Origin of the sequence: Rhodococcus sp. ARC_M5, assembly GCF_022810405.1 — a bacterium.
In the GTDB taxonomy this organism is placed as follows: Bacteria; Actinomycetota; Actinomycetes; order Mycobacteriales; family Mycobacteriaceae; genus Rhodococcoides; species Rhodococcoides navarretei.
Window position 1 is genome coordinate 320,394 of sequence record NZ_JALGQE010000003.1, and the last position, 23,569, is coordinate 343,962.

Genomic DNA, 23,569 nt, shown 5'->3' on the forward strand with positions numbered 1-23,569 from the left:
ACTTACTAGCGCGTATCGATGCGCTCGTTCGCCTCAATCTATGCAATTCCAGGCAAAATCGGAGCGTTTTCGTACTTCAAGTTTGTTTCCTGGCCTCTAACAGGATCGATCATAGGTTGTTATCAACGCGTTATCCACGGTTTCGCCAGAACTCGTTGTGACTTTTCCTGAGCGGGTGCCCCGGGCGCTTGCGACTTGCCCTAAACAATCGTGAAGGTGTCCTCGACCAGGGGGCTGCGCATCTACGTTGATCTCGGTCGGAGTGGTAGGCAGACGGCGAAGGGGCGGGTATGCGCAGTGATATCGGGCAGTTCGCGGTTCTGCGGCAACTGTTGCCGACCATCGAGGAGAATCTCGCTCGCCATCGCGCCGCAGCCGTCCACTGGGAACCGGCCGACTTCGTCCGGGCCGAGATGTACTGGGGTTCGCGTACCTCGACGCTGACCGAAGCCGCCAAAGCGGCGTTGGTGACCAATCTGCTCGTGGAGCAGAACATTCCGCTGTACCGGCGGGACGCCGCGGCCGCCGAGGCCGGTGCGTGGCCGTCGTGGCTGACCGAGTGGAGCGCGGGACGAACCCGACACGCGGTGGCCGTCACCGACTACCTGGTTGCCACCCGCAGCGTCGATCCGATCGCTCTCGGCCGCGCTCGGACGCAGTGCATGACCGTGGGTTTCGACGCCCCCATCAATGGTGCGCACCTTCTTCGGTCGCTCGTCCAAGTGTCGCTGGAAGAGTCGGTCTCGAGCATCTGTCATCGCAACACCGCGGCTCAGTGCCACGATCCGGTGGCCGATCGCCTGCTCGGACGTATCGTCGCCGATCAGGAACTTCATGTTCGCTTCTTCTCGGACCTGGTCTCGGCGGCGCTCGAGGTGGCACCGTCGCTGACGGTCACCGCGATCACCGAGGTCGTCATGAACTTCCAGCTGCCGGGTAGCAATCTGCCGGGATTCGCGCGCAGTGCGATGCTCATCTCGCGTGACGGTATCTACGATCTTCGCCGCCATCTCGACGACGTGCTGCGGCCCATGCTGGCCCAGTGGCGCATCTTCGAGCGCGCCGATCTCGGTGCCGGCGGTCGCAGCCGCGATCTGCTGGCCGCTCACCTGGACCATCTCGACGCGCAGGACGCCGCTACCGAGATCGGCCGCACGCGAAATCAGCAGTACGCAAACGCATTGCGCGCCAGCTGACACCACATACCCCGGGGGGTCGTGGACCGGCGCCTCTTCGATTCTATTCGAATCGAAGAGGCGCTTCGGTGGAGTCCATCGACTAGCCTGAACTCCTATTCGTCATACGCCCGAGGCCCGAGTACTCGCGCACCGACCGGAGGCCCGAAACGTGACAGGCTCTCGACCGATCATCGTCGGCATCGACGGATCCGCCGCAGCGGACAAGGCGGTGATCTGGGCGGCGCTCTGCGCGCACCGACGCGATCGCCGATTGCACATCGTCACGGCCGTCGACATGCCAGGAGTTGTCGATCTGAGCGAATTCGCCGGAGAGGCAACCGAATTCGTTGCCACGGCCAAATCCAGACTGGTGGCGGCAGAAACTCTGGCAGCACTGGTCGTCGACGATCCCGCCCTCGAAGTGACCTCGAGCGCCGTCGAGGGCGGCGTCATGGACGTACTCATCGGTGTATCGGCGCAGGCCGAGATCCTGGTGATCGGGGCGAGCGAAACCGGGGCTGTCACACTCTCGTTGGCCGCGCACAGCGTCTCACCGGTCGCGGTGGTGCGGGGCCGAGACATCGACGGCCGTCCCGTCGCCGAGGGGCCGGTGGTCGTCGGCATAGACGGCTCGGACGTCAACCAGGCGGCGGTCGAGTGGGCGTTCGTCGAAGCATCGGCACGGGGCGCAGTGTTGATTGCGGTGCACGTGTGGTCCGACGTCGACCTGACCCGGTCGTTCGGTCGCGCTCCCACGGACTGGCAGGCCATCGCGGACGGTGAGGAGGCATTGCTGGCCGAGAGCCTTGCCGGCTGGCAGGAGAGGTTCCCCGACGTCGAGATTCAGCGGGTCGTCGCGCAGGACCGACCGGTTCGGGTTCTGAGCGGATTGTCCGAAACCGGGGCGTTGATCGTGGTGGGCCACCGGGGGCGTGGTGGATTCGGTGGGATGCTGCTGGGGTCCACGAGTTTCGCGCTCGTCAACACTGCGGACTGCCCGGTACTCGTCGTACGACAGGCGCTCACATAGCGACGGTCAGCAGAAAGCTCACGTCTTCGAGTGCCTCGACACTGTGGCGGGCGTCGGGGATGACGAGAAGGTCGCCGGTCGAGCCCTTCCAGGATCGCTCGCCGCTGATCAGTTCGAGTTTGCCGCTGAGCACCAATACCGTCGACTCGCCGGAGAGGTCGTGTTCGGCCAGCTTGTTGCCGGCGGCGAGCGCCACGACCGTCTGCCGCAGGTGGCGCTGGTGACCGCCGTACACAGTCTGCGAACTGCGGCCACTCGACGCGCCGACGGCAAGCTTGAGCTGTTGGCGGGCAAGGGCAGTGAGTGACTTCTTGTCCATGATCGTCAGTATGACGCACCGTTCGCAGTCGCGACGGGGGAATCCTGAACGCGCTCAAGAAGGTTGGGTAGGCTTTCCGTACTCGACCCAGCGGAACCGGGTGCCGTCGACCCGGCTGCTGCGCCACTCGCCTGCCGTCGCGGTCCAACCGAGCGGAATCTCGGGAGCCCTCGTATCGCCGTCGACGTCGAGATCGACCTCGGTGACTTCCAGGTGGGTCGCGATATCCATTGCGCTGCGATAGATTTCGCCGCCTCCGATGATCCAGACCGGGCTCTCGCCGACCAGGGCCACTGCGTCGGCGACACTCGGTGCGCTGTCGGCACCGTCGGCGGTCCACGAGGGGTTGCGGGTTACCACGATGTTGCGACGGCCCGGCAGCGGACGAAACTTCGCGGGCAGTGAGTCCCAGGTCTTTCGGCCCATGATCACCGGATGCTCGGCCGTCTTCGATTTGAAGTGCGCCATGTCCTCGGGGACGTGCCAGGGGATCGATCCCGCGTCCCCGATGACGCCCGCGGTGCTCTGAGCCCAGATCAGACCCACGAAGTGCGGGGCACTCACACCGCTACCGGGGCCTTGATCGCCGGGTGGTGCTGGTAGTCGACGATATCGATGTCCTCGTAGACGTAGTCGAAGATCGAATCCCGTTGCGCGAGTTTCAGAGTGGGATACGGGTACGGCTCACGTGAGAGCTGCTCGGTGACCTGCTCGCGGTGGTTGTCGTAGATGTGGCAATCGCCACCGGTCCAGACGAACTCGCCGACCTCGAGGCCGGTCTGCGCCGCCACCATGTGCGTGAGCAGTGCGTAACTGGCGATGTTGAACGGCACACCGAGGAACATGTCTGCGCTGCGCTGGTAGAGCTGGCACGAGAGCTTGCCCTCGGCCACGTAGAACTGAAAGAACGCGTGGCAGGGCGGCAGTGCCATCCGGGGAATCTCGCCGACGTTCCAGGCCGAGACGATCATTCGACGCGAATCCGGATCGGATTTCAGCGTCTCGATGACCTGCGAAATCTGATCGATGTGCTCGCCCGACGGGGTCGGCCACGACCGCCACTGCACGCCGTACACGGGTCCGAGTTCGCCGTCCGGAGCTGCCCACTCGTCCCAGATGCTGACGCCGTGCTCCTGCAGCCACGTGGCGTTGGAGTCCCCGCGCAGAAACCACAGCAACTCGTAGACGATCGACTTGAGGTGGACCTTCTTGGTGGTGATCAACGGGAAGCCCGCTGCCAGGTCGAAGCGCATCTGATGCCCGAACACGCTGGTGGTGCCGGTTCCCGTGCGATCGGATTTGGCCGCCCCGGTATCGAGGATGCGGCGCAGCAGATCTTCGTACGGAGTCGGAACCATCACGACGGTCATCGTAGCTGCATACTGGACGCATGCCGGAATTACCCGAGGTGGAAGCCCTTGCCGGCTTTCTGCGCGAGCATGCCGTCGGTGCCGTGATCGGCCGAATCGACATCGCTGCTCTGAGCGTTCTCAAGACGTTCGATCCGCCGATCACCGAGCTGCAGGGCACGGACGTCACCGATGCCGCGCGCTTCGGAAAGCACCTGGCGCTCCGAGCCGGAGACCTGTGGCTGATCACGCATCTCTCGCGCGGAGGATGGCTGCGGTGGGTGGACAATCCCAGCGCCGCACCGCCGAAGCCTGGCAAAGGGCCTCTGGCGCTGCGAATCCACTTCTTCACTCCCGAAGGAGCGACTCCCGCCATCGATCTGACCGAGGCCGGGACCAAGAAGAGGTTGGCGGTGTGGGTGGTCCGCGACCCGCAGCAGGTCGCGAGCATCGCGCGGCTCGGACCCGACGCGCTGACGGTCACCGAGCTCGAATTCGCCGAAATCCTCGGAAGCACCAGCGCACGGTTGAAGACCTCGTTGGTGGACCAGTCGCTGCTGGCAGGCATCGGCAATGCCTACTCGGACGAGATACTGCACGTCGCGAAGCTCTCCCCGTTCGCCTCGTCGAGCAAGCTCGATCCCGGATCCGTCGGGGTGCTCTACGAGGCGATGCGTTCCGTCCTGTCCGACGCGGTGGCCCGCTCGGCCGGGCAGGATGCGGCGCGTCTGAAGGGGGAGAAGAGATCGGGAATGCGCGTGCATGCCAGAACCGGGCTGCCGTGCCCGGTGTGCGGCGACCCGGTCCGCGAAGTCGCCTACGTGGATCGCTCTTTTCAGTATTGCGCGACCTGCCAGACGGCCGGCAAGATTCTCGCCGACCGTCGTATGTCGCGACTGCTCAAGTGACGGGTTCGAGCTTCTGGCTGTCGTAGCCTCGGTAGCCCTCCCAGGCCTTGCGGCGGTCGCTCCGCGGATCCTTCTGCACTCGGGTGCGAGTATCGAAAATCATCGTCTTACGGCCTGACTCGTCGTACGCCGGCCAGGATTCCAGAGGCTGTCCGTGGGTGGCAAAGGCAATCCACTGCGATTGCACCTGCTCGGTGACCTCGGCGAAAGCCTTCCGTCCGCCGGCCAGCGTGAGTGCCTTGCCGAACATCGTCGCGTTGATGCCGAACACGGCGAACAACTCGAAGCCGTGGGTGGCGTCGAGACCGAGCACCTTGAGTGATCGCGGAGCGAAGTCGAAGCGATAGAAGTACGTGGGTGCATGGCGCGAATGTCCCTCGGCCACTTCGAGAGACGGCTTCCAGAAGGTGAAGTCGCCACCGAAGTCGATGGCTGCCCGCTCGCTGGGGTAGCCCCGGTAGCCCGAAGTGACCACCGCTTCGGCGTCGGGATCGGTGAGAGAGAACAGCTTGGTGATGCGCTCGGGGTTGGTGGGCAGTGCGTCGAGGAACTTCGGAAACAGCGTTCCCTCACGGGCATTGGTGCCGATGATCAGTGGGACGCGGTGCGCGGTTCCGTTCGCGTAGGCCTCGACCGGGCTGACCGGGAGGAAGTCACCGTCGATCACCGGGCCGAACGGGAGCAGGCCGGGAGTGCGATGCAATGTGGTGAGCCCCAGCTTGGTGCCGGCCCGCCCGAGCCGCAGCACCTCGGCGTTCTCGAGGGTCTCGACAGCGTTCTCGGTGGTGCCGCCGAGGTAGCCGACGTACTCGCGCGCCCACTGATCGGCACGCTCCTTGGTGGCCGTCATGCCCGGGGCGGAGCTTTCGGAGATGGCCTGGGCGAACAGGCCTTTCGCGGAGGGAACTGTCATCAGCGTGGTGACGGCATTGCCGCCGGCGGATTCACCGAAGATGGTGACGTTGTTCGGATCACCGCCGAAGTTCGCGATGTTGCGCTGTACCCATTCCAGGGCCGCAACCTGGTCTCGCAAGCCCAGGTTGGAGTCGAACGGCCGCTCGGGAGTGGAGAACTGGGACATGTCGAGGTAGCCCAGTGCACCGAGTCGGTAGTTGACCGATACGTAGATGATGCCGTCGCCGTCCTGCAGCGAGCGGCGCACCAGGGAACCGCCGCCGTACAGGGGAGTGGCCGACGTGCCGAGGGTGTAGGCACCACCGTGAATGAACACCATGACCGGACGCGGACTCGCGCTCGGTGTGCTCGGGGCCAACACGTTGAGCGTCAGGCAGTCCTCGCTCGACGGTTGGTACTTGCCGATCGCGAGCATCGTGCCCCGCTTGTGCTGAACGGAGGCGTTACCCCACTCGGTCGCGTCGCGCACGCCCTGCCACGGCTCCGTGGGCTGGGGCGCTCTGAACCTCAATGGACCCACGGGTGGGGCGGCGTAGGGAATGCCCCGCCAGGTGGTGAGATTCCCGACCGGCTTTCCCTCGATCATGCCGTCCGTAGTGGTCACACGTGTTTTCACAGCCATTTCGCGATACTACCGGGCGGTTCTTACCCGGTGGTAAGAACCGGCAGAGTTCGGTACCGGGCAGACTCGAGAGCATGCCTTTCGAGTATCGAGCCGAGATAGTGGAGCTGCTGCGAGCGCCCTCGCACGCGTACTTCGGGAGATCCAAGGACGGCCCGGCCGATGTGCCGACCGAACTGCCGGACAGTGTCGAGATCGTCGCCCACAAGGGCATTCGCGGCGATCGATTCTTCGGGGTGAAGGCGCACACCGAGGCGGCGGTGAGCTTTCTGTCCGTCGAGGCCTGGGACGCCGTGGGCGAGGTACTCGGTGTCGACGTTCCCGATCCGTCCGTGGCCAGGCGGAACGTGGTGGTCCGCGGGCTCGAACTCGACCCTTTGCGCGGTCTGGAGTTCGAGCTCGATTCCGGTGACGGCTGGATTCGTTTTCGGGGCGGCAGACCGGCCCATCCCTGTGCGTGGATGGACCGCATGGTGGTCGACGGTGCACGTAAGGCGTTGATCGGCCGCGGCGGGCTTTGCGTCGAACCGTTGTCCGACGGCATTCTGCGGGTCGGGGAGCTACTGGTCCGCTCACCCGTGGAACTCGATCCGTCTCGCGCAGCGCTGTCCGTGAGGCGTGCGCAGCCGATCTGACGGTGCCCTCGGTGCTCCCTCACGGCTCGATGCCGCCCACACTCTTGCTCACGAAGTAAATCTGTGCCCATAATGTGGGTATCAGTGTGGTGGATCACACCGAGCCGTGTGCCAAGGCAGCGGTCACTCTCACCGAGCGGGAAGAATTGCCGATGTCCGATATGTGGATCGTGATCAACACCGTCGTCGCCGTTCTGGCGGTGGTGGTCTTCATCGTTCGCTTTCATTTCAACCCGGTCGTCTCGCTCGTCCTCGGCGCGGCGTATCTGGGCCTGGCGACGAAGCTGGGAGTCTCGACCACCGTCGACACCATCACCGGTGGCTTCGGCGAGATCATGGCCGAGGTGGGCCTGCTCATCGCCTTCGGTGTGCTGATGGGCTCGGTGCTGCAGGAGATGAACGCCATTCAACGCCTGGTCGGCACGTTGCTCAGAACCTTCGGGCCCAAACGGCTGCCGTATGCGCTCTCGCTGACCATCGCGACGCTGCTGCAGTCCATCTTTCTCGACGTGCTGTTGGTGATCTCCGCTCCGCTGGCCCGCAACCTCGCCCCCAAGATCGGCAAGTACGGCACGGCGAGGATGGCCACGGCGCTGGCCATCGCCCTGGAATGCGGAATCGTGTTCATGGTCCCCGGTGTCGCGACGCTCGCTCTGGCCGGACTGCTCGGGGTGCCGCTGGGCAAGATGATGATCTATGGACTGATTCTGATCGTTCCGGTCGTGGTGCTGTCGGTGGCCATCATGTCGTTCGTGTTCCGACATGGATGGTGGAACGAGGAGAAGGACGAGCAGCAGATCACCGTAGTCCCAGAGCCTGTGGTCCCGGATCCTGCCGATTCCGACGACGAGCCGGTCGAAACCGGAGGTGGAGTTGCCCAGAAGGTCCGCACGGAGAAGCAGACGTCGCTGTTGGTGTTGCTCTCACCGCTGCTGCTCGCGCTCGTCCTCATTGCGATCGGAGCCGTTCTCGAAGTCGCCGAAATATCGGTTCCTGTAGTCGAATTCATTGCCAGCCCGATCATCGCGCTGCTCATCGGACTGGTGGGGACGTGCCTCATCGGTCGTTACCACGTCGGTCAGGGCCGGGTGGAGAAGGCGCTGGCTCGTGGCTTCGCCGAGAGCGGTCAGATCCTCATCCTCACCGGTGTCGGCGGTTCGCTCGCGGCCGTCATCAACGAAGCGGGACTCGGCGACATCCTCGGCCAGTACTTCACGGCCAGCACCGCGGCTCCGCTGTTGATGGTGTGGGTCATCGCTGCCGCGCTGCACATCGCCGTCGGATCGGTGACGATCTCGGCCATCACCTCCGCCGGCATTCTGGCCCCGGTCGCACCGCTGATCGGTCTCGACCCGGTGTTCATCGCACTCGCGGCCGGTGCCGGATCACTGTTCGCCGTGCACGTCACCAGCAACACCTTCTGGCTGTTGCAGTCCTTGATGGGACAGTCGACGCGAGGCACACTCAAGACGTGCTCGGTCGGTGTGTCGGTCGCGTCGGTCATTGCGATCGCGCTGATCGTGCCGATGAGCTGGATCCTGTGAGCGCCTCTCCTGTGAATACCGAAAGGAACACGATGGCCCTGCCGCTCAGCGGAGTTCGAGTTCTCGAACTCGGCAACTACATCGCCGCACCCACTGCAGCCCGCATGCTCGCGGACTTCGGTGCCGAGGTCATCAAGGTCGAACGACCGGGAACCGGAGACGAACTGCGCAACTGGCGGTTGTACTCGGGCACCACGTCGATGCTCTATCGCACGATCAACCGCAACAAGAAGTCGATCGTGCTGGACCTGCGCACCGAACAGGGACGCAAGGACGTCGTCGACCTCGCAGCGACATGCGACATCGTGCTCGAGAACTTCCGACCCGGCACGCTGGAGAAATGGGGTATCTCGCCGGAGGTGCTCTCTGCCGCCAATCCCGAGCTGATCATCACCCGAATCTCGGCCTTCGGCCAGACCGGCCCCATGTCGCAGCGACCCGGATTCGCCGCTGTCGCAGAGGCATACGGCGGCTTCCGCAATCTCGTGGGCGATCCGGATCGGCCACCTGTTCGGGTCGGAGTCTCGATCGGGGACTCCATCGCCGGGTTGTATGCGGCGTTCGGATGTGTCATGGCGTTGTTCCAGCGACAGACCCAACGGGCGGCCCAGGCACCGGACTTGTCGCTGGCGCAGCGATCCATCGATGTGGCGCTCAACGAATCCATACTGTCGATGATGGAATCGCTCATCCCGGACTACCTCGCCTACGGAGTCGAGCGAGAACGGACCGGCGGGCGGATGGAAGGCATCGCCCCGTCGAACGCGTACCCGTGCAACGACGGTCATTCGATCATCATCGCCGGCAACGGCGACGCCATCTTTCAGCGCTACATGGAGACCATCGACCGACCCGACCTCGGGGCCGATCCCGATCTGGCGTCCAACGCGGGCCGATGGCGTCGACGCGACGAGCTGGACGCCGCTATCTCGGCGTGGACCGGATTGCATTCGCGTGAGCAGGCTTTGAAGATTCTCGATGCGGCCGGGGTGCCGTCGGGCCCGATCTACACCGCTGCAGACATCGTCGCCGACGAACAGTACGCCGCCCGCAACATGATTCAGCACTTCCAGGTCGACACCGGCGGTGACGAGCCCGCCGACGTCGGATTCGTCGGTGTCGTCCCGGTGATCGGCGACGCGTCCCTGCCGATTCGCTCGGTCGGACCGGATCTGGGCGAACACACCAGGGAAGTTCTCTCGACCCTGCTCGGCCGTACCGACGAAGAGATGGGCCAGTAGATGTTTCGATTCGCTCCCGCCGCCGAACTTCGCGACGTCACCATGCGTGACGGTCTGCAGCTCACCGGCAAGATGCTCTCCACCGAACGCAAACTCGAGATCATCAGGGCTCTCCTCGAACTCGGCGTCCCAGCGCTCGAGATCGGGTCGATGGCCCGAGGTGACAAGGTGCCGCCCATGGCCAACACCCTGGAGGTGATCGGCGAGCTCACCGCCGACGAACTCGAGAGCTGCTGGGTCTGGGTGGCAACACCACGTCACGTCGAGAAAGCGGCCGCCGCAGGGGCCCGTCACTTCCAGTACTGCTTCTCCGCCTCGGATTCGCACAACCAGGCCAACATCGGCCGGACCACCGAGGTCTCCCTTGCCGCCATGCCCGACGCCGTCGACATCGCCAGGTCGGTGGGCGGCGAGATCGAGCTGTGCATCGCGACGTCGTTCACCTGTCCCTTCGAGGGCCAGGTGCCACCGGACCGGGTCATCGAGATCGCCAACGACGAACGGGCAACCGGTGCAACGGATATCGTCATCTGCGACACCCTGGGACAGGCCGTACCGGTACAGGTGTCGTCCTTGATCGAGCGCGTGCGGGGCGAAACCCCCGACCGTCGAGTGGTGTTCCACGGTCACGACACCTGGGGTCTCGGCGTCGCGAATACGCTCGCGGCCATCTCGGCCGGTGCCACGATGGTCGACGGTTCGCTCGGCGGACTCGGCGGTTGCCCCTTCGCCCCGGGCGCCAGCGGCAACACCTCCTCCGAGGACATTCTCTTCGCGACGAGGCCGGATTGGTTCGAGCCGACTACGTTGGAGCGCATGGTGTCCGTGTCGGAAAGTCTGTTGGCCGAGCTGGAGGAGCCCATGCGATCGAAGACGGTCCAGGGCGTGCGATCGAATGCGCGCGCCTTCGAGTGGGTCGCATGAGCCGCATCCTCGTCACCACCGAGATCCCTGCTCCCGGTATGGAGATTCTCCGAGCCGCCGGGGAGGTGGACCTGAGAGCGCTCGATCACGAGCAACTCGTCGACGCCTGCGCCTCCGGGGAATACTCGGTCGTCGTATCCCAGTTGCGTGACCGGTTCGATGGCGATCTGCTGGCGTCGGCGTCGATCGTCGGAATCTCCAACTACGCCGTCGGATTCGACAACATCGACGTCGCCGCCGCGACGCAGCACGGGATCACGGTCGCCAATACTCCCGAGGTCCTGACGAATTCGACCGCCGACATCGCGATGCTGTTGATCCTGTCCACCGCTCGCCGCGCCGTCGAGGCCGATGCGTTCGTCCGCTCCGGCTCGTTCACCGGCTGGGAGCCCGAACTGCTTCTCGGCAGCGATGTCTCGGGCCGGGTGCTGGGTCTGGCCGGGTTCGGACGCATCGCGCGCGCCACCGCTCGGCGGGCGCTCGGTTTCGGAATGACGATCAAGTTCTGTCCCCGCCCACCCGGTGATCGCGACGTCTCCGACGACGAGCTCGGCGAGTTCGTCGATCGCGTCGAGCATGCGTCGTGGGACGAGATCGTCGCCACCAGTGACTTTCTCTCGCTGCATGTTCCGCTGTCGGACGCCACCCATCATCTGGTCGACGCAGCCGCGCTGGAGGCGATGAAACCGTCGGCGATCCTGATCAACACCGCACGCGGGCCGGTGGTCGACGAGGCCGCTCTGGTGACCGCGCTGCGCGAGGGAACCATCGCCGCAGCAGGATTGGACGTCTACGAGCGGGAACCGACGCTCGAACCGGGACTCGCAGAACTGTCGAACACCGTGTTGCTCCCGCACGTGGGGAGCGCGACGGTATCGGTACGCTCGGAGATGGCCAGACTCTGCGCAACCAATGCGGCCGCGATGGTCGGTGGCTCACCGCCTCCGCATCCGGTGAATCCAGAGGCCTGGGCTCACGACGGGTAGCGGCCGCCCAGTGTTCTCGTGATCTGCTCGGCATGGGAGATGAGCAGATCGACCCATTCCTCGCACTGCGACTGCGGCATCCGCAGCGTCGGACCGCTGATGGTGACGGCACCGACGATGTCCGCGGCCGAATCGAACACCGGTGCGGACAGTCCCGACGCGCCGGTCTCGCGTTCACCGGTGGTGATCGCGTAGCCGTCGGACTTGGTCTGCGCCAACAGGGCCCGCAGCGTCTCCGCCTCGGTCACCGTCTGCTCGGTCATCGATTCGAGTTCGCGCGAGAGCACCCGCTCGGCCAGGTCGGCGTCCCAGGCCAGCAGGACGCGGCTGGCAGATCCTGCGCTGAGCGGAATGACCTTGCCGACGTACATGTCTCGGCGTAACGCGTGGCGCGTCTCGGCGATCGCAACACACACCCGGTAGTTCTGCTCGGCTCGGAAGAAGCATGCCGTCTCGGTCGTCAGATCGCGCATGTCCTTGAGGACCGGGTTGACCACCGACAGCACGTCGAGGTCTTTGGTCGCCGTCGCGGCCCAATAGGCCATTCGCACGCCGATTCGGATACGGTCGCCGCTTCGATCCAGAAAGCCCTGCTGCACCAGGTTGGTGACGAGGCGCTGGACGGTCGAGGTGGGCAGGCCGGTGCTGTGCTGGATCTCGCCGAGAGTCATCGACGGACGATCGAAAGAGAAGGCGTCGAGAATCTCGGTGATCTTGCCCAGCACGAGAAGCGGCTGCTGCTTCGACGCGCTCTCGGTGCTCACCCGATCAATCTACTCGGACGCACGGCCGAGGAGGCGGTCGATCGGCGCTCAGCGGCGGGATTCGAGGAGCCGAAGCCAGATCTCGCTGACCGTCGGGTACGACGGCACCGCATGCCACAGGTCGTCGAGCGATACCTTGCCGACCAGAGCCACAGTGGCCGCATGTACCAACTCGGCGACTCCAGGACCGACGAAGGTGGCACCCACGATCGTGTCGGTGCCGCGGTCGATCACCAGTTGCGCGCGGCCGGAGTAATCGTCCTGCTGGAGAGACGAACCCGCGACGGCGATGTCCTGTGCCACGATCTCGACGTCGATGCCATCTTCTCGGGCCTTGGCCTCGGTGAGCCCGACGGAGGCCACCTCGAGCGGAGTGAACACCACCTGAGGAACCTGGCCGTGATCCGCGGTCGCACGGAAACGCTTGCTGTCCAGCGACTTTCCCTCGGCCCTGGCGGCAATGACGTCGCCGGCCACCCGGCCCTGGTACTTGCCCATGTGGGTCAGCGGCGCGCGTCCGTTGACGTCGCCCACCGCATAGAGCCACTCGTGGCCCGAAACGTTGAGGTGATCGTCGACGTCGATGTAGTGCCCCTCCTCCAGGCCGAGGGTCGACAACCCGAGGTCCGCACTCGCCGGGGTGCGGCCTGCGGCGACCAGGATTTCGTCGGCGACGATCTCGGTGCCGTCGACGACGAGACCGACCGGGCCACCGTGGATTCGGCCGATGCCGGTGTCGGCCGGGTTCTCGCGGGACACGGATTCGAGGGAGGCGTCGAGCATGATCGTGGCACCCCGCTCCTTCAGCGCGCTCGCGACGAGTTCGCCTGCGAACGGCTCGGAACCGGCCAGCAGCGACGATCCGCGCACGATCATCGTCACCTTCGCCCCGAGCGAGAGCAGCCAGGTGGCCGCCTCCGTCGCGACGACGCCACCGCCGATCACGGCGATGTGCCCCGGGGTCTCGTGAATGTTGGTGGCGTCGCGCGAGATCCACGGCCTGGCGCCCCGCAGGCCCGGTGTGTTCGGGACGGATGCCGTGGTTCCGGTGGCGAGAACGACCGCGTGCCGGGCGGTCAGCGTGCGGCCGTCGACCTCGACGGTCTTCTCTCCGGTGAGGCGTCCGTGGCCACGAACGACCGAGATGCCTGCGGACTCGGCCCACGACACCTGTGACGAGTCGTCGAGACCGTGGGTGAAGGATTCACGCCTGGCCAGTACGGCGTCGGCGTCGAGGGGTTGATCGCCGACCAGTTCTTTGACTCCCGGCATGTTCCGGGCGGTGTCGAGCACCTCGCTCGGCCGCAGCAGCGCCTTGCTGGGCATGCACGCCCAGTACGAACATTCACCGCCGACGAGTTCGTGTTCGACGATGGCGGCGGTACGGTTACTGCCCTGTATCGCGTACTGGGCGGCATTCTCACCGACGGGGCCACCGCCGATGACGATGACATCGAATTCCGAGCTCTCTGGGGCCATTGCTCCACAGTGGCATAGGCTCGCCGTTCATGGCGACCACTCGGAACAAGATTCTTATCACCGGAGCGAGCTCGGGGCTCGGTGAGGAAATGGCCAGACGGTTCGCAGGCATGGGTCGCGATCTGGCGCTGTGCGCCCGACGAGTCGAGCGACTTGACGAACTCCGCGCCGAGTTGATGCACCACAACCCGAACATCACCGTTGCGGTCCGAGCACTCGACGTCACCGACCACGACGCCGTCGGTGAGGTGTTCGGAAAGTTGCGAGACGAATTGGGCGGCCTCGATCGAGTGATCGTCAATGCGGGCCTCGGCAAGGGCGCAAAGATCGGCACCGGGCGAGCCGACGCCAACCTGCAGACCGCACGCACCAACTTCGTCGGAGCGCTGTCGCAGGCCGAGGCCGCACTGTCGATCTTCCGGGAGCAGAAGCGCGGGCACCTGGTGTTCGTCTCGTCCATCAGCGCCGATCGAGGTCTGCCCGGTGCCAAGGCGGCCTACTCGGCCAGCAAGGCGGCGGTGGCCTCGCTGGGAGAATCGCTGGCCACCGAGTTGTCTCGAACCGACATCGTCGTCACGACGCTGTTGCCCGGCTTCATCGCCACCGACATGTCGGCGGGCGCAGGCGACAGTGCTGCTCTCACAGCCACTCTGGACCAGGGAGTATCGGCGATGGTCGACGCGATCGAGAGCGAGACCCGCCGCGCCGCGCTCCCCGGCCTCAAGTGGCGGGGGATCGACGCGGCGTTGCGGTTCCTGCCGAACGCGCTGACGGATCGGATGGTGTAGCTACTGCAGGTAGCCCTCGACTCGTCCGACGCTGTTGGCGGTTGCGGTGTCGGGGTCCTTGCCCGCATCGATGCGCGCGCGACGCTGTCGGAGCAGGTCCCAGCACTGATCGAGAGCATGCTCGAGAGATGCCAGTTGGGCCTTCTCGGTGTCCGCGTCGATGTCGCCGGACTGGGCCTCGGTGCGGAGCTTGTGCTCGGTGGCGATGAGCTGCTGGATCTTGGTGTGGATATCGTGCTCGTTCATGGCGACAACGGTAGACCTACCAGGGTTTGGCGGCCAGGTTCCGCGTTGCCAGAGCTCGTTGCACAGCCGCGGTGAGCTCGGCCGTCGATCCGGCCAGCGCGTCGTCGGTGCACACGAGTGAGAGCGTGTAGTTGCCGTCGAGCCGAGAGAGGTAGGTCGACATCCTGATCGTCGACAGCGCGCCCGACGGGTTCGGATGGATCGCGCGCGTCGCGAGCCCGCAGGACCGGTGGGAGCCGAGTGTGGTGACGCCGTCCGGAATGTCACCGATGTTGGAGCACAACACTTCTCCGCGGCCCGGGGTCGAGGTGAGTTTCGCGGCGACGCGGTGGGGGAGCAGTTGGACGATCTCCGCGGGATAGCCTGCGGGCGCTCCGACAGGCGTGCCGAAGGCCGCCTTGCACGCTGCCCGGACGGCTGCGGGCGAGTCGTCGCCGCGGACGGCGACGGTGGCCATGCCGATGGCATTGGCGTCGCCGGATCCGGTGCGGAAAGGAATATCGACGGTCACTGCGGGTGATCCGAGTTCGCTCATCGTGGCGGCGACAACGGAGACGAACAGCGAATTGGCCGATCCGCCGACGCGTCGAGCAGCCGAATCCCACTCCGCAGCATCGATGTCCACGATCACCGACTGCATTCTGCGCGCGTGGTGCGGGGCAATTCCCCCACTATCGGCGGTGGTGAACGCGCGCAGTTCGGCGCGGGCCTTCTTGCTGACCCACAGCCTCGCCGTCGCTGCGATGGAGCGCAGGAGGACGGTCAGGATCATCGAGATCGCGTCCCTCACATCCGAGCCGGGGTGCAGCACCGGTGTGGGTGCGGATCCGGAGAATGCCTGGGCGGCAGCGTCGATGAGCTCGCGAGCATCGGCGAGTGCGTGCGAACACACCAGCGACACCACGGTGCCGCCGTGTGCGATGGGTGCGGCCGTCAATCGCCAGCCGGGCCCGTACTGCGGGTCGAGCCGAACGTCTGCCTGCGCATCGGCCCAGCCGATGATGTCGTCGACCTCATCGGTGCCGTAGTCGACCGGAAGCGACTCGGACGAGATGTCCCAGCGCAGTCGTGCCCCGGGTATGCGCGGCGTGCCGACCCGACGGCCGAGGTGCCCGGCGGCGAGTCGGTCGTGCACCCTGTCGAGTTCTTCGGTGCTCACCGTTTCGGTGGTGCGCCAGATGCCTTGGAGCGCAATGGGAATTCCGTAGCCGCGGTGGGTCCGGAGAAATATCTCGTCGATCACCGACAGGCGCGTGGATTTCACGGGCTCGCGGTGCCGTGTCGTCCCGCACCCGATGCGAATCTGCTCGCGCCGCTCAGCGCGTCGGCGTTGATCGAGATCGCTCCGTGCCGAAACTCGTTCTTCAGGGCGGACTCCTCGTCGAGGCCGTCCTGTTCGAGGAGGGACAGTCGGTCCTCACGCATACACGTCTGCGGGAGCAACGCGAGTTCGGCGGCCAGGGCCTCCGCTTCCGACCGAGCCCGGCCCACCGGAACCACTCGGGTGACGAGTCCGATGTTCAGCGCTTCCTCGGCATCGACGGCACGACCGGTGAGGATCATGTCCATCGCTCGGCCGGTGCCGACGATGCGTGGCAATCGCACCGTGCCGCCGTCGATCAGTGGAACTCCCCAGCGCCGGCAGAACACACCGAACGTCGCGTCGTCCTCGGCGATCCGTAGGTCGCACCACAGGGCGAGTTCGAGTCCGCCCGCGACGGCGTACCCCGACACAGCTGCGATGACCGGCTTGGACAATCGCATTCGCGTCGGGCCCATCGGACCGTCGCCGTGTTCGGTGGCGTGGTTCGAGCGCGGTGTGCCCAGGGCCTTGAGGTCTGCTCCCGAGCAGAATGTGCCGCCCTCGCCCCACAGCACTGCGACCGAGGCGGATTCGTCGGCGTCGAACTCCTCGAACGCCTGAATCAACTCCTGGGCAGTGGGGCCGTCGACGGCATTGCGTGCCTCCGGGCGCGACAGGACGATGGTGGTGACGGGGCCTGATCGTTCGATCCGTACCGGCATGGTTCCGAACTTACTCGAGTCCCCTTGCGTGAAGCGCTGAATCAGTGCTTCAATCCTTCAATGCCCTACCGGCGAACGCCCGCAGTGCAGGCCAGGCTCGATGCCGGCCGCACGAAACTCCTCGCTGCCGCCGTCGAGGTTCTGTCCACGAAGGGATACGCGGGCTTGTCGGTGGCCTCGGTCGCCGCGGCTGCCGGTGTGTCGGCGGGCAGCGTCTACACGCACTTCGACCGCAAATCCGATCTGGTCGTCGAGATCTTTCGCCAGGTCTGCACCCGAGAAGTGGCTGCGGTGGTCGCCGTCGCCGCACACGGCAGCACGTCCGAGCGAGTCGCCGCGGTGGTCCAGACCTTCGCCGGGCGGGCCCTGAAGAACCGCACGATGGCGTACGCGCTGCTTGCCGAACCGGTCGATCCTGCTGTGGACGCCGAGCGGTTGGTGTTCCGCCGCAAATTCACCGCTGCCTTCGCCGACGCGATCGTGGCAGGAATCGCGGCCGGAGAAATTCCCGATCAGGACGCGGCGATCTCGGCCGCAGGCCTTGTCGGTGCCGTCGGCGAAGTGCTGGTCGGTCCGTTGTCCTCGCACGAGTCGGTGGACGTGGTTCCCGGGCTCGTTGCTTATTCGTTGCGTGCGTTAGGAGTTCGAATTGAGCACACATGAGGTATTCAATCAGGCAGTCGCTCTGACGCCCTACGACGTGTCCGACGACGCGTCGCTGCTGGAGGGCCTCGACCGGGCCGGGGGAGGTTGGGCGGTCGACGAGGTGCGACTCCTGGGTGCTCGCGCAGGCGGAGTCGAGGCCCAGGAGTGGGGCAGGCTCGCCAACGAGAACCCGCCGTTGCTGAAAACTCACGATCGATACGGCCATCGCATCGACGAGGTCGAATTCCATCCGCACTGGCACGATCTGATGGCCGTCGCGGTCCAGCACGGACTGCACGCCAGCCCGTGGACCGCCGATCGAGTGGGTGTACACGTGGCCCGCGCCGCGAAGTTCTACGTGTGGGGACAAGCCGAGGCCGGCCATATGTGCCCCATTTCGATGACCTACGCCGTCGTTCCGGCGTTGCGGCACAACCCTTCTCTGGCCGCACAGTACGAGCCATTGTTGGCGTCCCGGGAGTACGACTTCGGACTGCGCGTGCCTTCGAGCAAACGCGGCCTGATCGCCGGTATGTCGATGACGGAGAAGCAAGGCGGTTCGGACGTTCGGGCGAACACAACCACGGCCACGCCGTCGTCGGACGGAACATACTCGATCGTCGGCCACAAGTGGTTCACGTCGGCACCGATGTCGGACATGTTCCTGACGTTGGCCCAGGCACCCGGCGGACTGTCGTGTTTCCTGTTGCCGCGGGTGCTGCCCGACGGTACCCGCAACCGAATGATGCTGCAGCGCTTGAAGGACAAGCTCGGCAACAAGTCGAATGCATCCGGCGAGCTCGAGTATCACGGGGCCACCGGCTGGCTCGTCGGCGAAGAAGGTCGTGGCGTGCGCACCATCATCGAGATGGTCAACATGACCCGGCTGGACTGCGTCATCGGGTCCGCGGCCGGAATTCGCAACGCCACCGTGCGCGCAGTCCATCATGCGCGACACCGAGCCGCATTCGGAGCCGCGCTCGTCGATCAGCCGCTGATGCGAAACGTATTGGCAGACTTGACTATCGAATCGGAGGCAGCGACGGCCGCCATGATTCGCCTGGCGCAGGCCACCGACGGCTCGGCCCGCGGCGACGAACAGGAGAGTGCGCTGCGCCGAATCGCGTTGGCCGTCACCAAGTACTGGGTGTGCAAACGAGCGCCGGCCCACGCCGCCGAAGCACTCGAATGTCTCGGTGGCAACGGCTATGTCGAGGAATCCGGTATGCCTCGGTTGTTCCGCGAATCGACGCTGATGTCGATCTGGGAAGGCTCCGGCAACGTCGCCGCACTCGACTCCCTCCGCGCACTGGCCCGTCAACCCGACAGCGTCGAGGCGTTCTTCGGTGAGATCGGCAAGGCGTCGGGTGTGGATTCTCGCCTCGACGACGCCATCTCCCGCGTCGGCAAGGAACTCTCCGACACCTCCGACATGGAATACCGGGCTCGAAGAGTCGTCGAGCTCATGGCGCTGACCTTCCAGGGCGCGCAGTTGGTGATGCACGGGAATTCCGCTGTCGCCGAAGCCTTCTGCGCCAGTCGACTCGACCGAGACTGGGGCATCGCCTTCGGCACCCTGCCGACGGGAGTGGATACCGGGGCGGTGTTGGCGCGGGTGTGATGCGGCGGGTCGGCTCTGGGGGGATCGGCTCCCCACATTCGGAAATGTGACGCTGATCGGAGTCGGTTATCCGAAACTGGGGAGCTGATTGGGCACCAGCCGCTGGTCTCCGAACCACCCGGCCGGCGTAGGAAGGCCTGCCGCGCGGGCGAAGGCCTGCTCGAAGCGGTGAAGTAGTGTTCGAGGATCGTTCAGGTCCCGCCAATTCCACCGCACGATCACCCACCCCAACTCGCGGAGCCGGTCCTCTCGATACTTTTCGTCGAGCAGTACCCGCTTGGAGTCGTACTTCGATTCGCCGTCGAACTCACCGATCACTTTGAACTCCCAGAACAGAAAGTCGACCCGTCCGACGAAGCGGCCCGCACCGTCGTACACCCATTGATTGAGCAGCGGAGTCGGTAGGGGAAGCGTCTCGAAGAGCACCCGACTTCGAGATTCGCCGACGCTCTCGCTGCGCCCGCTCATCAGTGACACCGCTCGTCGGGCGGCGGAGATGCCGGTGCGGAACCGTGCCGACTCCACCGCCGTCGACAGTGCGTCGGAATCGGTGTGGCCGGACCTCAGTGCGCTGTCGCCTACACACACGGACCGTTCGACGGTCGTGGTGCGCGCGATGTCGACGATGGTGCGGGCTGCCGTGGTGACCGGAAAGCCGTTGATCGTCGTACGCTCGGTGGGATCCAGCGTGGTGCCGTGGAGGATTCGGAGCGGGCGGCGTTTGCTGGCGTAGTCGAGTCCGTGCGTCATGTGCACCTTGTCCAGCGGTAGCTGCCAGATGTCGAAGTCCCAGGCGATGGCCGCCGAGACGTGGCTGAGCACGTGGTCCGCAGGCGCGGATGTCAGATAAGACCGCGCCAGCAAGGAGTGTCTTTCGGTCGGACTCGCTGATTGCAGAACCGCATGCGGCACGTAGAACCCCGGCCTCAGAACCGACAGTTCACCGGTGCGGCGAAGTCTCCGCAGGTCGTCGTCGGTCAAGCCGAACGCGAGCGCATCGGCTCGGGTGAACAGATCCGTCTGGGGTAAGTCCATGACTGCTTGGACGCGCCGGGTGGTCGATCGGATCCATCAGCAACGGAAAAGCTCCCCACATTTGGATATTCGACGCCGATCGGAGGCGGATATCCAAAAGTGGGGAGCTGATTCGCGACGGATCGAGCTAAACCGAACGACCCCGCTGCGCCCGGTACCAGCGCACCAGTGCATCGGTCGATGAATCCGACTGTGCAGCAGGAGCTTCGGAGTCCGTCAGTACCGGAGTCAGCTCCAGGGCCTGGGTCTTGCCGAGTTCGACGCCCCACTGATCGTAGGAGTCGACTCCCCAGATGACGCCTTCGACGAAGACCTGATGCTCGTACAGGGCGATCAACTGGCCGACGACCGACGGGGTGAGCTTGGGGGCGAGGATCGAGGTGGACGGTCGATTGCCCGGCATCACCTTGTGCGGCACCACATCTGCCGGGGTGTCCTCGGCGGCGATCTCCTCGGCGGTCTTGCCGAAGGCGAGCACCTTGGTCTGTGCGAAGAAGTTGCTCATCAGCAGGTCGTGCATCGAGCCGGTGCCGTCGCGGGTGGGCAGATCGTCGGTGGGCTCGGCGAAACCGATGAAGTCCGCAGGCACCAAACGTGTTCCCTGGTGCAGCAATTGGTAGAAGGCATGCTGACCGTTGGTGCCCGGCTCGCCCCAGAAGATCTCGCCGGTCGGCGTGGTGACGGGGGAGCCGTCGGCCTTGACGGACTTGCCGTTCGACTCCATCGTCAGCTGCTGCAGGTAGGCCGCAAAGCGCGAGAGGTCATTCGAATACGGCAGCACCGCACGGGTTTCCGCACCGAAGAACGAGCTGTACCACAGGCCGATGAGGCCGAGCAGCACCGGTGCGTTCTCGGCCAACGGCGTCAACCGGAAGTGCTCGTCGATGCGATGAAAGCCGTCGAGGAACTCGCCGAACGCTTCCTTGCCCACAACGGCCATGACCGACAATCCGATGGCCGAATCGACGGAGTAGCGTCCGCCCACCCAATCCCAGAAACCGAACATGTTGGCGGTGTCGATACCGAAGTCCGCGACGCGCTCGGCGTTGGTGGACACGGCGACGAAATGCTTGGCCACGGCGTCTTCCCCGAGCGCGTCGACGAGCCAGCGCCGGGCGGCGGTGGCGTTCGTCAGCGTTTCGAGAGTGGAGAACGTCTTCGACGCGATGATGAACAGCGTCGATGCGGGGTCGAGTCCGTCGAGTGCGCCGACGAGATCAGCGGGGTCGACGTTGGAGACGAACTTCGCGGAGATCCCGGCGTCGGCGTAGTGGCGGAGCGCGTTGTAGACCATGACCGGTCCGAGATCGGATCCGCCGATGCCGATGTTGACGACGGTGGAGATCTTCTCGCCTGTTGCACCGACCCACTCGCCCGAACGTACTCGATCGGTGAATTCGCCCATGGCCGTGAGGACTTCGTGTACATCCGCAACCACGTTCTGGCCGTCGACGGTCAACGACGCGTCGGCGGGAAGGCGCAGTGCAGTGTGCAGAACCGCGCGGTCCTCGGAGGTGTTGATGTGTTCTCCCGCGAACATCGCGTCGCGCTTGCCTTCGACATCGGCGGTGTGGGCGAGTTCGATGAGCAACTCGACGGTCTCACGAGTGATGCGGTGCTTGCTGTAGTCGATGTGCAGATCGGCAGCATCGAGAGTGAAGTTGCGCGTTCGGTCGGCGTCCTCGGCGAACAACGTCCGCAGGTGAGTATCGGCAATCGCGGAGTGGTGATCGGTCAGCTTCTGCCAGGCATCCGTGCCGGTGATATCGACGCTCATACCAACCAACAGTAATCCCGTGCACAGTCACGCGCGCGTCGTTCTCGTTTGTATCCGGCACTGCGGAGGCATCATGGAGGTATGGACCAACGTGCATTGATCGAATCGATTCCGGCAAAACTGTGGATCGGCGGCAAGGCCGTCGACGCCGAGGGAGGCAAGACGTTCGCGGTGAACGATCCCGCGACCGGGAAGCCGCTGACCGAGGTGGCCGACGCCTCCCCGGCCGACGCGATGAAGGCGCTCGACGCGGCCGCTGCAGCGCAGAAGAGTTGGGCGGCAACACCGCCCCGCGAGCGCAGTGAGATTCTGCGGGCGGCGTTCGAGAAGGTCACCGAACGCGCCGACGACATCGCCCTGCTGATGACCCTGGAGATGGGCAAGGCACTGGCGGAGTCCAAGGCCGAGGTGAAGTACGGTGCCGAGTTCTTCCGGTGGTTCGCGGAGGAAGCCGTACGCATCGGTGGCCGCTTCACCCCGGCGCCGGCAGGCAACGGACGAATTCTCGTCACCAAGGCTCCGGTGGGTCCGGTCCTGGCCATCACCCCGTGGAACTTTCCGTTGGCGATGGGCACCAGGAAGATCGGGCCCGCTCTGGCCGCCGGCTGCACCATCGTGGTCAAGCCCGCGCGGGAGACCCCGTTGACGATGCTGCTGCTCGCGCAGATCTTCGACGAGGTCGGTCTGCCCGAGGGTGTGCTGTCGGTGCTCACCACATCGAAGTCCGGTGACGTCACCGGGCCACTCCTGGAAAATTCACGCTTGCGAAAGCTGACGTTCACCGGCTCGACCGGCGTCGGCAAGTCGCTCGTCGAGAAGTCGGCCACCCGCTTGCTGCGCACCTCGATGGAACTCGGTGGCAACGCACCGTTCGTGGTGTTCGACGACGCGAACATCGACGACGCCGTGGACGGCGCGATGCTCGCCAAGATGCGCAACGGCGGCGAAGCCTGCACCGCGGCGAACCGGCTGCACGTGCACAACAGCGTCCGCGAGGAGTTCACCACCAAGCTCGTCGCCAAGATGTCCGAGATGAAGCTCGGACCGGGCGTGGATCCCGATACGAAGCTCGGACCACTGATCAACGCGGATCAGCTCGAGACCGTGCAGGAACTCGTCGACGACGCGGTGGCCCACGGCGCGTCCGTCGCTCTCGGCGGAGAGGCACCGGGCGGCGACGGTTACTTCTACCCGGCGACCGTACTCACCGACGTGCCGTCGTCGGCACGGATTCTGAAGGAAGAGGTGTTCGGGCCGGTCGCACCGATCGTCGGTTTCGACACCGAGCAGGAGGGGATCGACGCCGCGAACGACACCGAATACGGCTTGGCGTCGTACATCTACACCGAGAACCTGGACCGCGCGCTACGGGTGGCCGACGCCATCGACAGCGGAATGGTCGGTGTCAACCGCGGAGTGATCTCGGACGCGGCCGCGCCGTTCGGGGGAGTGAAGGAATCTGGATTCGGCCGTGAGGGCGGATCCGAGGGAATCGAGGAATACCTCGAGACGAAGTACATCGCATTGAAGTAGAGCTG

Annotated in this window: 23 protein-coding genes; 12 read left to right on the forward strand and 11 right to left on the reverse strand. The window is 65.2% G+C overall.

Annotated elements, in window-relative coordinates; translation table 11 throughout:
• The first annotated feature begins 290 nt into the window (after positions 1-290).
• Both MTX34_RS07035 and MTX34_RS07040 read left to right on the forward strand, forming a co-directional pair.
• On the forward strand, positions 291-1,196 hold the full coding sequence (locus MTX34_RS07035; RefSeq protein WP_243608888.1) for an acyl-ACP desaturase: 906 nt from the start codon (positions 291-293) through the stop codon (positions 1,194-1,196).
• Between the two features lie 151 nt (positions 1,197-1,347).
• Positions 1,348-2,208 (forward strand): universal stress protein, encoded by an 861-nt coding sequence (locus MTX34_RS07040; RefSeq protein ID WP_243608889.1) that lies wholly within the window; start codon positions 1,348-1,350, stop codon positions 2,206-2,208.
• Here the strand turns inward: MTX34_RS07040 and MTX34_RS07045 are convergent.
• From MTX34_RS07045 to MTX34_RS07055, 3 genes are read right to left on the reverse strand one after another with little or no spacing between them, the layout of a single operon-like run.
• On the reverse strand, positions 2,201-2,527 hold the full coding sequence (locus MTX34_RS07045) for a cupin domain-containing protein (protein ID WP_068050089.1): 327 nt from the start codon (positions 2,525-2,527) through the stop codon (positions 2,201-2,203). The genes MTX34_RS07040 and MTX34_RS07045 overlap by 8 nt on opposite strands.
• 54 nt (positions 2,528-2,581) lie before the next feature.
• Positions 2,582-3,091, reverse strand: coding sequence for a dihydrofolate reductase (locus MTX34_RS07050; protein WP_308198490.1), 510 nt, complete (start codon positions 3,089-3,091; stop codon positions 2,582-2,584).
• Positions 3,088-3,888: a thymidylate synthase gene (locus MTX34_RS07055; protein ID WP_308198492.1), complete on the reverse strand. Its 801-nt coding sequence runs from the start codon at positions 3,886-3,888 to the stop codon at positions 3,088-3,090. Before MTX34_RS07055 ends, MTX34_RS07050 begins: the two co-directional genes overlap by 4 nt.
• 29 nt (positions 3,889-3,917) lie before the next feature.
• Here MTX34_RS07055 and MTX34_RS07060 point away from each other — a divergent pair, with 29 nt between their 5' ends.
• Positions 3,918-4,784: a DNA-formamidopyrimidine glycosylase family protein gene (locus MTX34_RS07060; RefSeq protein ID WP_243608891.1), complete on the forward strand. Its 867-nt coding sequence runs from the start codon at positions 3,918-3,920 to the stop codon at positions 4,782-4,784.
• On the opposite strand, the gene MTX34_RS07065 is transcribed toward MTX34_RS07060, so the two are convergent.
• Positions 4,777-6,321 (reverse strand): carboxylesterase/lipase family protein, encoded by a 1,545-nt coding sequence (locus MTX34_RS07065; protein WP_243608892.1) that lies wholly within the window; start codon positions 6,319-6,321, stop codon positions 4,777-4,779. The genes MTX34_RS07060 and MTX34_RS07065 overlap by 8 nt on opposite strands.
• 74 nt (positions 6,322-6,395) lie before the next feature.
• On the opposite strand from MTX34_RS07065, the gene MTX34_RS07070 reads away from it, so the two are divergent.
• The 5 genes from MTX34_RS07070 (at position 6,396) to MTX34_RS07090 (ending at position 11,651) form a co-directional block, all read left to right on the forward strand.
• A complete protein-coding gene (locus MTX34_RS07070; protein ID WP_243608893.1) occupies positions 6,396-6,956 on the forward strand; it encodes an MOSC domain-containing protein in 561 nt (186 codons plus the stop codon).
• 152 nt (positions 6,957-7,108) lie between these two features.
• A complete protein-coding gene (locus MTX34_RS07075; protein ID WP_243608953.1) occupies positions 7,109-8,500 on the forward strand; it encodes a GntP family permease in 1,392 nt (463 codons plus the stop codon).
• A 32-nt stretch (positions 8,501-8,532) separates the two neighbouring features.
• Positions 8,533-9,741, forward strand: a complete 1,209-nt coding sequence (locus tag MTX34_RS07080; RefSeq protein WP_243608894.1) for a CaiB/BaiF CoA-transferase family protein — start codon at positions 8,533-8,535, stop codon at positions 9,739-9,741.
• Positions 9,742-10,665, forward strand: coding sequence for a hydroxymethylglutaryl-CoA lyase (locus MTX34_RS07085; protein ID WP_243593722.1), 924 nt, complete (start codon positions 9,742-9,744; stop codon positions 10,663-10,665).
• Positions 10,662-11,651, forward strand: coding sequence for a D-glycerate dehydrogenase (locus MTX34_RS07090; protein ID WP_243608895.1), 990 nt, complete (start codon positions 10,662-10,664; stop codon positions 11,649-11,651). Before MTX34_RS07085 ends, MTX34_RS07090 begins: the two co-directional genes overlap by 4 nt.
• On the opposite strand, the gene MTX34_RS07095 is transcribed toward MTX34_RS07090, so the two are convergent.
• Both MTX34_RS07095 and MTX34_RS07100 read right to left on the reverse strand, forming a co-directional pair.
• Positions 11,639-12,415, reverse strand: coding sequence for an IclR family transcriptional regulator (locus tag MTX34_RS07095; RefSeq protein WP_243608896.1), 777 nt, complete (start codon positions 12,413-12,415; stop codon positions 11,639-11,641). The genes MTX34_RS07090 and MTX34_RS07095 overlap by 13 nt on opposite strands.
• A gap of 48 nt (positions 12,416-12,463) precedes the next feature.
• The gene (locus MTX34_RS07100) at positions 12,464-13,894 is read right to left on the reverse strand and encodes an NAD(P)/FAD-dependent oxidoreductase (RefSeq protein WP_243608897.1); all 1,431 of its coding nucleotides are present in this window, start codon (positions 13,892-13,894) and stop codon (positions 12,464-12,466) included.
• 29 nt (positions 13,895-13,923) lie between these two features.
• Here MTX34_RS07100 and MTX34_RS07105 point away from each other — a divergent pair, with 29 nt between their 5' ends.
• Positions 13,924-14,682, forward strand: a complete 759-nt coding sequence (locus MTX34_RS07105; RefSeq protein WP_243608898.1) for an SDR family oxidoreductase — start codon at positions 13,924-13,926, stop codon at positions 14,680-14,682.
• Here MTX34_RS07105 and MTX34_RS07110 read toward each other — a convergent pair whose 3' ends face one another.
• Genes MTX34_RS07110 through MTX34_RS07120 form a run of 3 tightly spaced genes read right to left on the reverse strand, consistent with a single transcriptional unit; the run spans position 14,683 to position 16,953 of the window.
• On the reverse strand, positions 14,683-14,928 hold the full coding sequence (locus tag MTX34_RS07110) for a DUF2630 family protein (protein WP_243608899.1): 246 nt from the start codon (positions 14,926-14,928) through the stop codon (positions 14,683-14,685).
• Positions 14,929-14,944: 16 nt separating this feature from the next.
• A complete protein-coding gene (locus MTX34_RS07115) occupies positions 14,945-16,192 on the reverse strand; it encodes a hypothetical protein (RefSeq protein WP_243608900.1) in 1,248 nt (415 codons plus the stop codon).
• Positions 16,189-16,953, reverse strand: coding sequence for a crotonase/enoyl-CoA hydratase family protein (locus tag MTX34_RS07120; RefSeq protein WP_243593715.1), 765 nt, complete (start codon positions 16,951-16,953; stop codon positions 16,189-16,191). Before MTX34_RS07120 ends, MTX34_RS07115 begins: the two co-directional genes overlap by 4 nt.
• A 60-nt stretch (positions 16,954-17,013) precedes the next feature.
• Here MTX34_RS07120 and MTX34_RS07125 point away from each other — a divergent pair, with 60 nt between their 5' ends.
• Positions 17,014-17,616: a TetR/AcrR family transcriptional regulator gene (locus MTX34_RS07125; protein WP_243608901.1), complete on the forward strand. Its 603-nt coding sequence runs from the start codon at positions 17,014-17,016 to the stop codon at positions 17,614-17,616.
• Positions 17,603-19,219: an acyl-CoA dehydrogenase family protein gene (locus tag MTX34_RS07130; protein WP_243608902.1), complete on the forward strand. Its 1,617-nt coding sequence runs from the start codon at positions 17,603-17,605 to the stop codon at positions 19,217-19,219. The genes MTX34_RS07125 and MTX34_RS07130 overlap by 14 nt, the downstream gene beginning before the upstream one ends.
• 66 nt (positions 19,220-19,285) lie before the next feature.
• On the opposite strand, the gene MTX34_RS07135 is transcribed toward MTX34_RS07130, so the two are convergent.
• Both MTX34_RS07135 and pgi read right to left on the reverse strand, forming a co-directional pair.
• Positions 19,286-20,254, reverse strand: a complete 969-nt coding sequence (locus MTX34_RS07135) for a type IV toxin-antitoxin system AbiEi family antitoxin domain-containing protein (protein ID WP_243608903.1) — start codon at positions 20,252-20,254, stop codon at positions 19,286-19,288.
• 127 nt (positions 20,255-20,381) lie between these two features.
• A complete protein-coding gene (gene pgi / locus MTX34_RS07140) occupies positions 20,382-22,031 on the reverse strand; it encodes a glucose-6-phosphate isomerase (RefSeq protein WP_243608904.1) in 1,650 nt (549 codons plus the stop codon).
• 81 nt (positions 22,032-22,112) lie between these two features.
• On the opposite strand from pgi, the gene MTX34_RS07145 reads away from it, so the two are divergent.
• The gene (locus MTX34_RS07145) at positions 22,113-23,564 is read left to right on the forward strand and encodes an NAD-dependent succinate-semialdehyde dehydrogenase (protein WP_243608905.1); all 1,452 of its coding nucleotides are present in this window, start codon (positions 22,113-22,115) and stop codon (positions 23,562-23,564) included.
• The last annotated feature ends 5 nt before the right edge of the window (positions 23,565-23,569 follow it).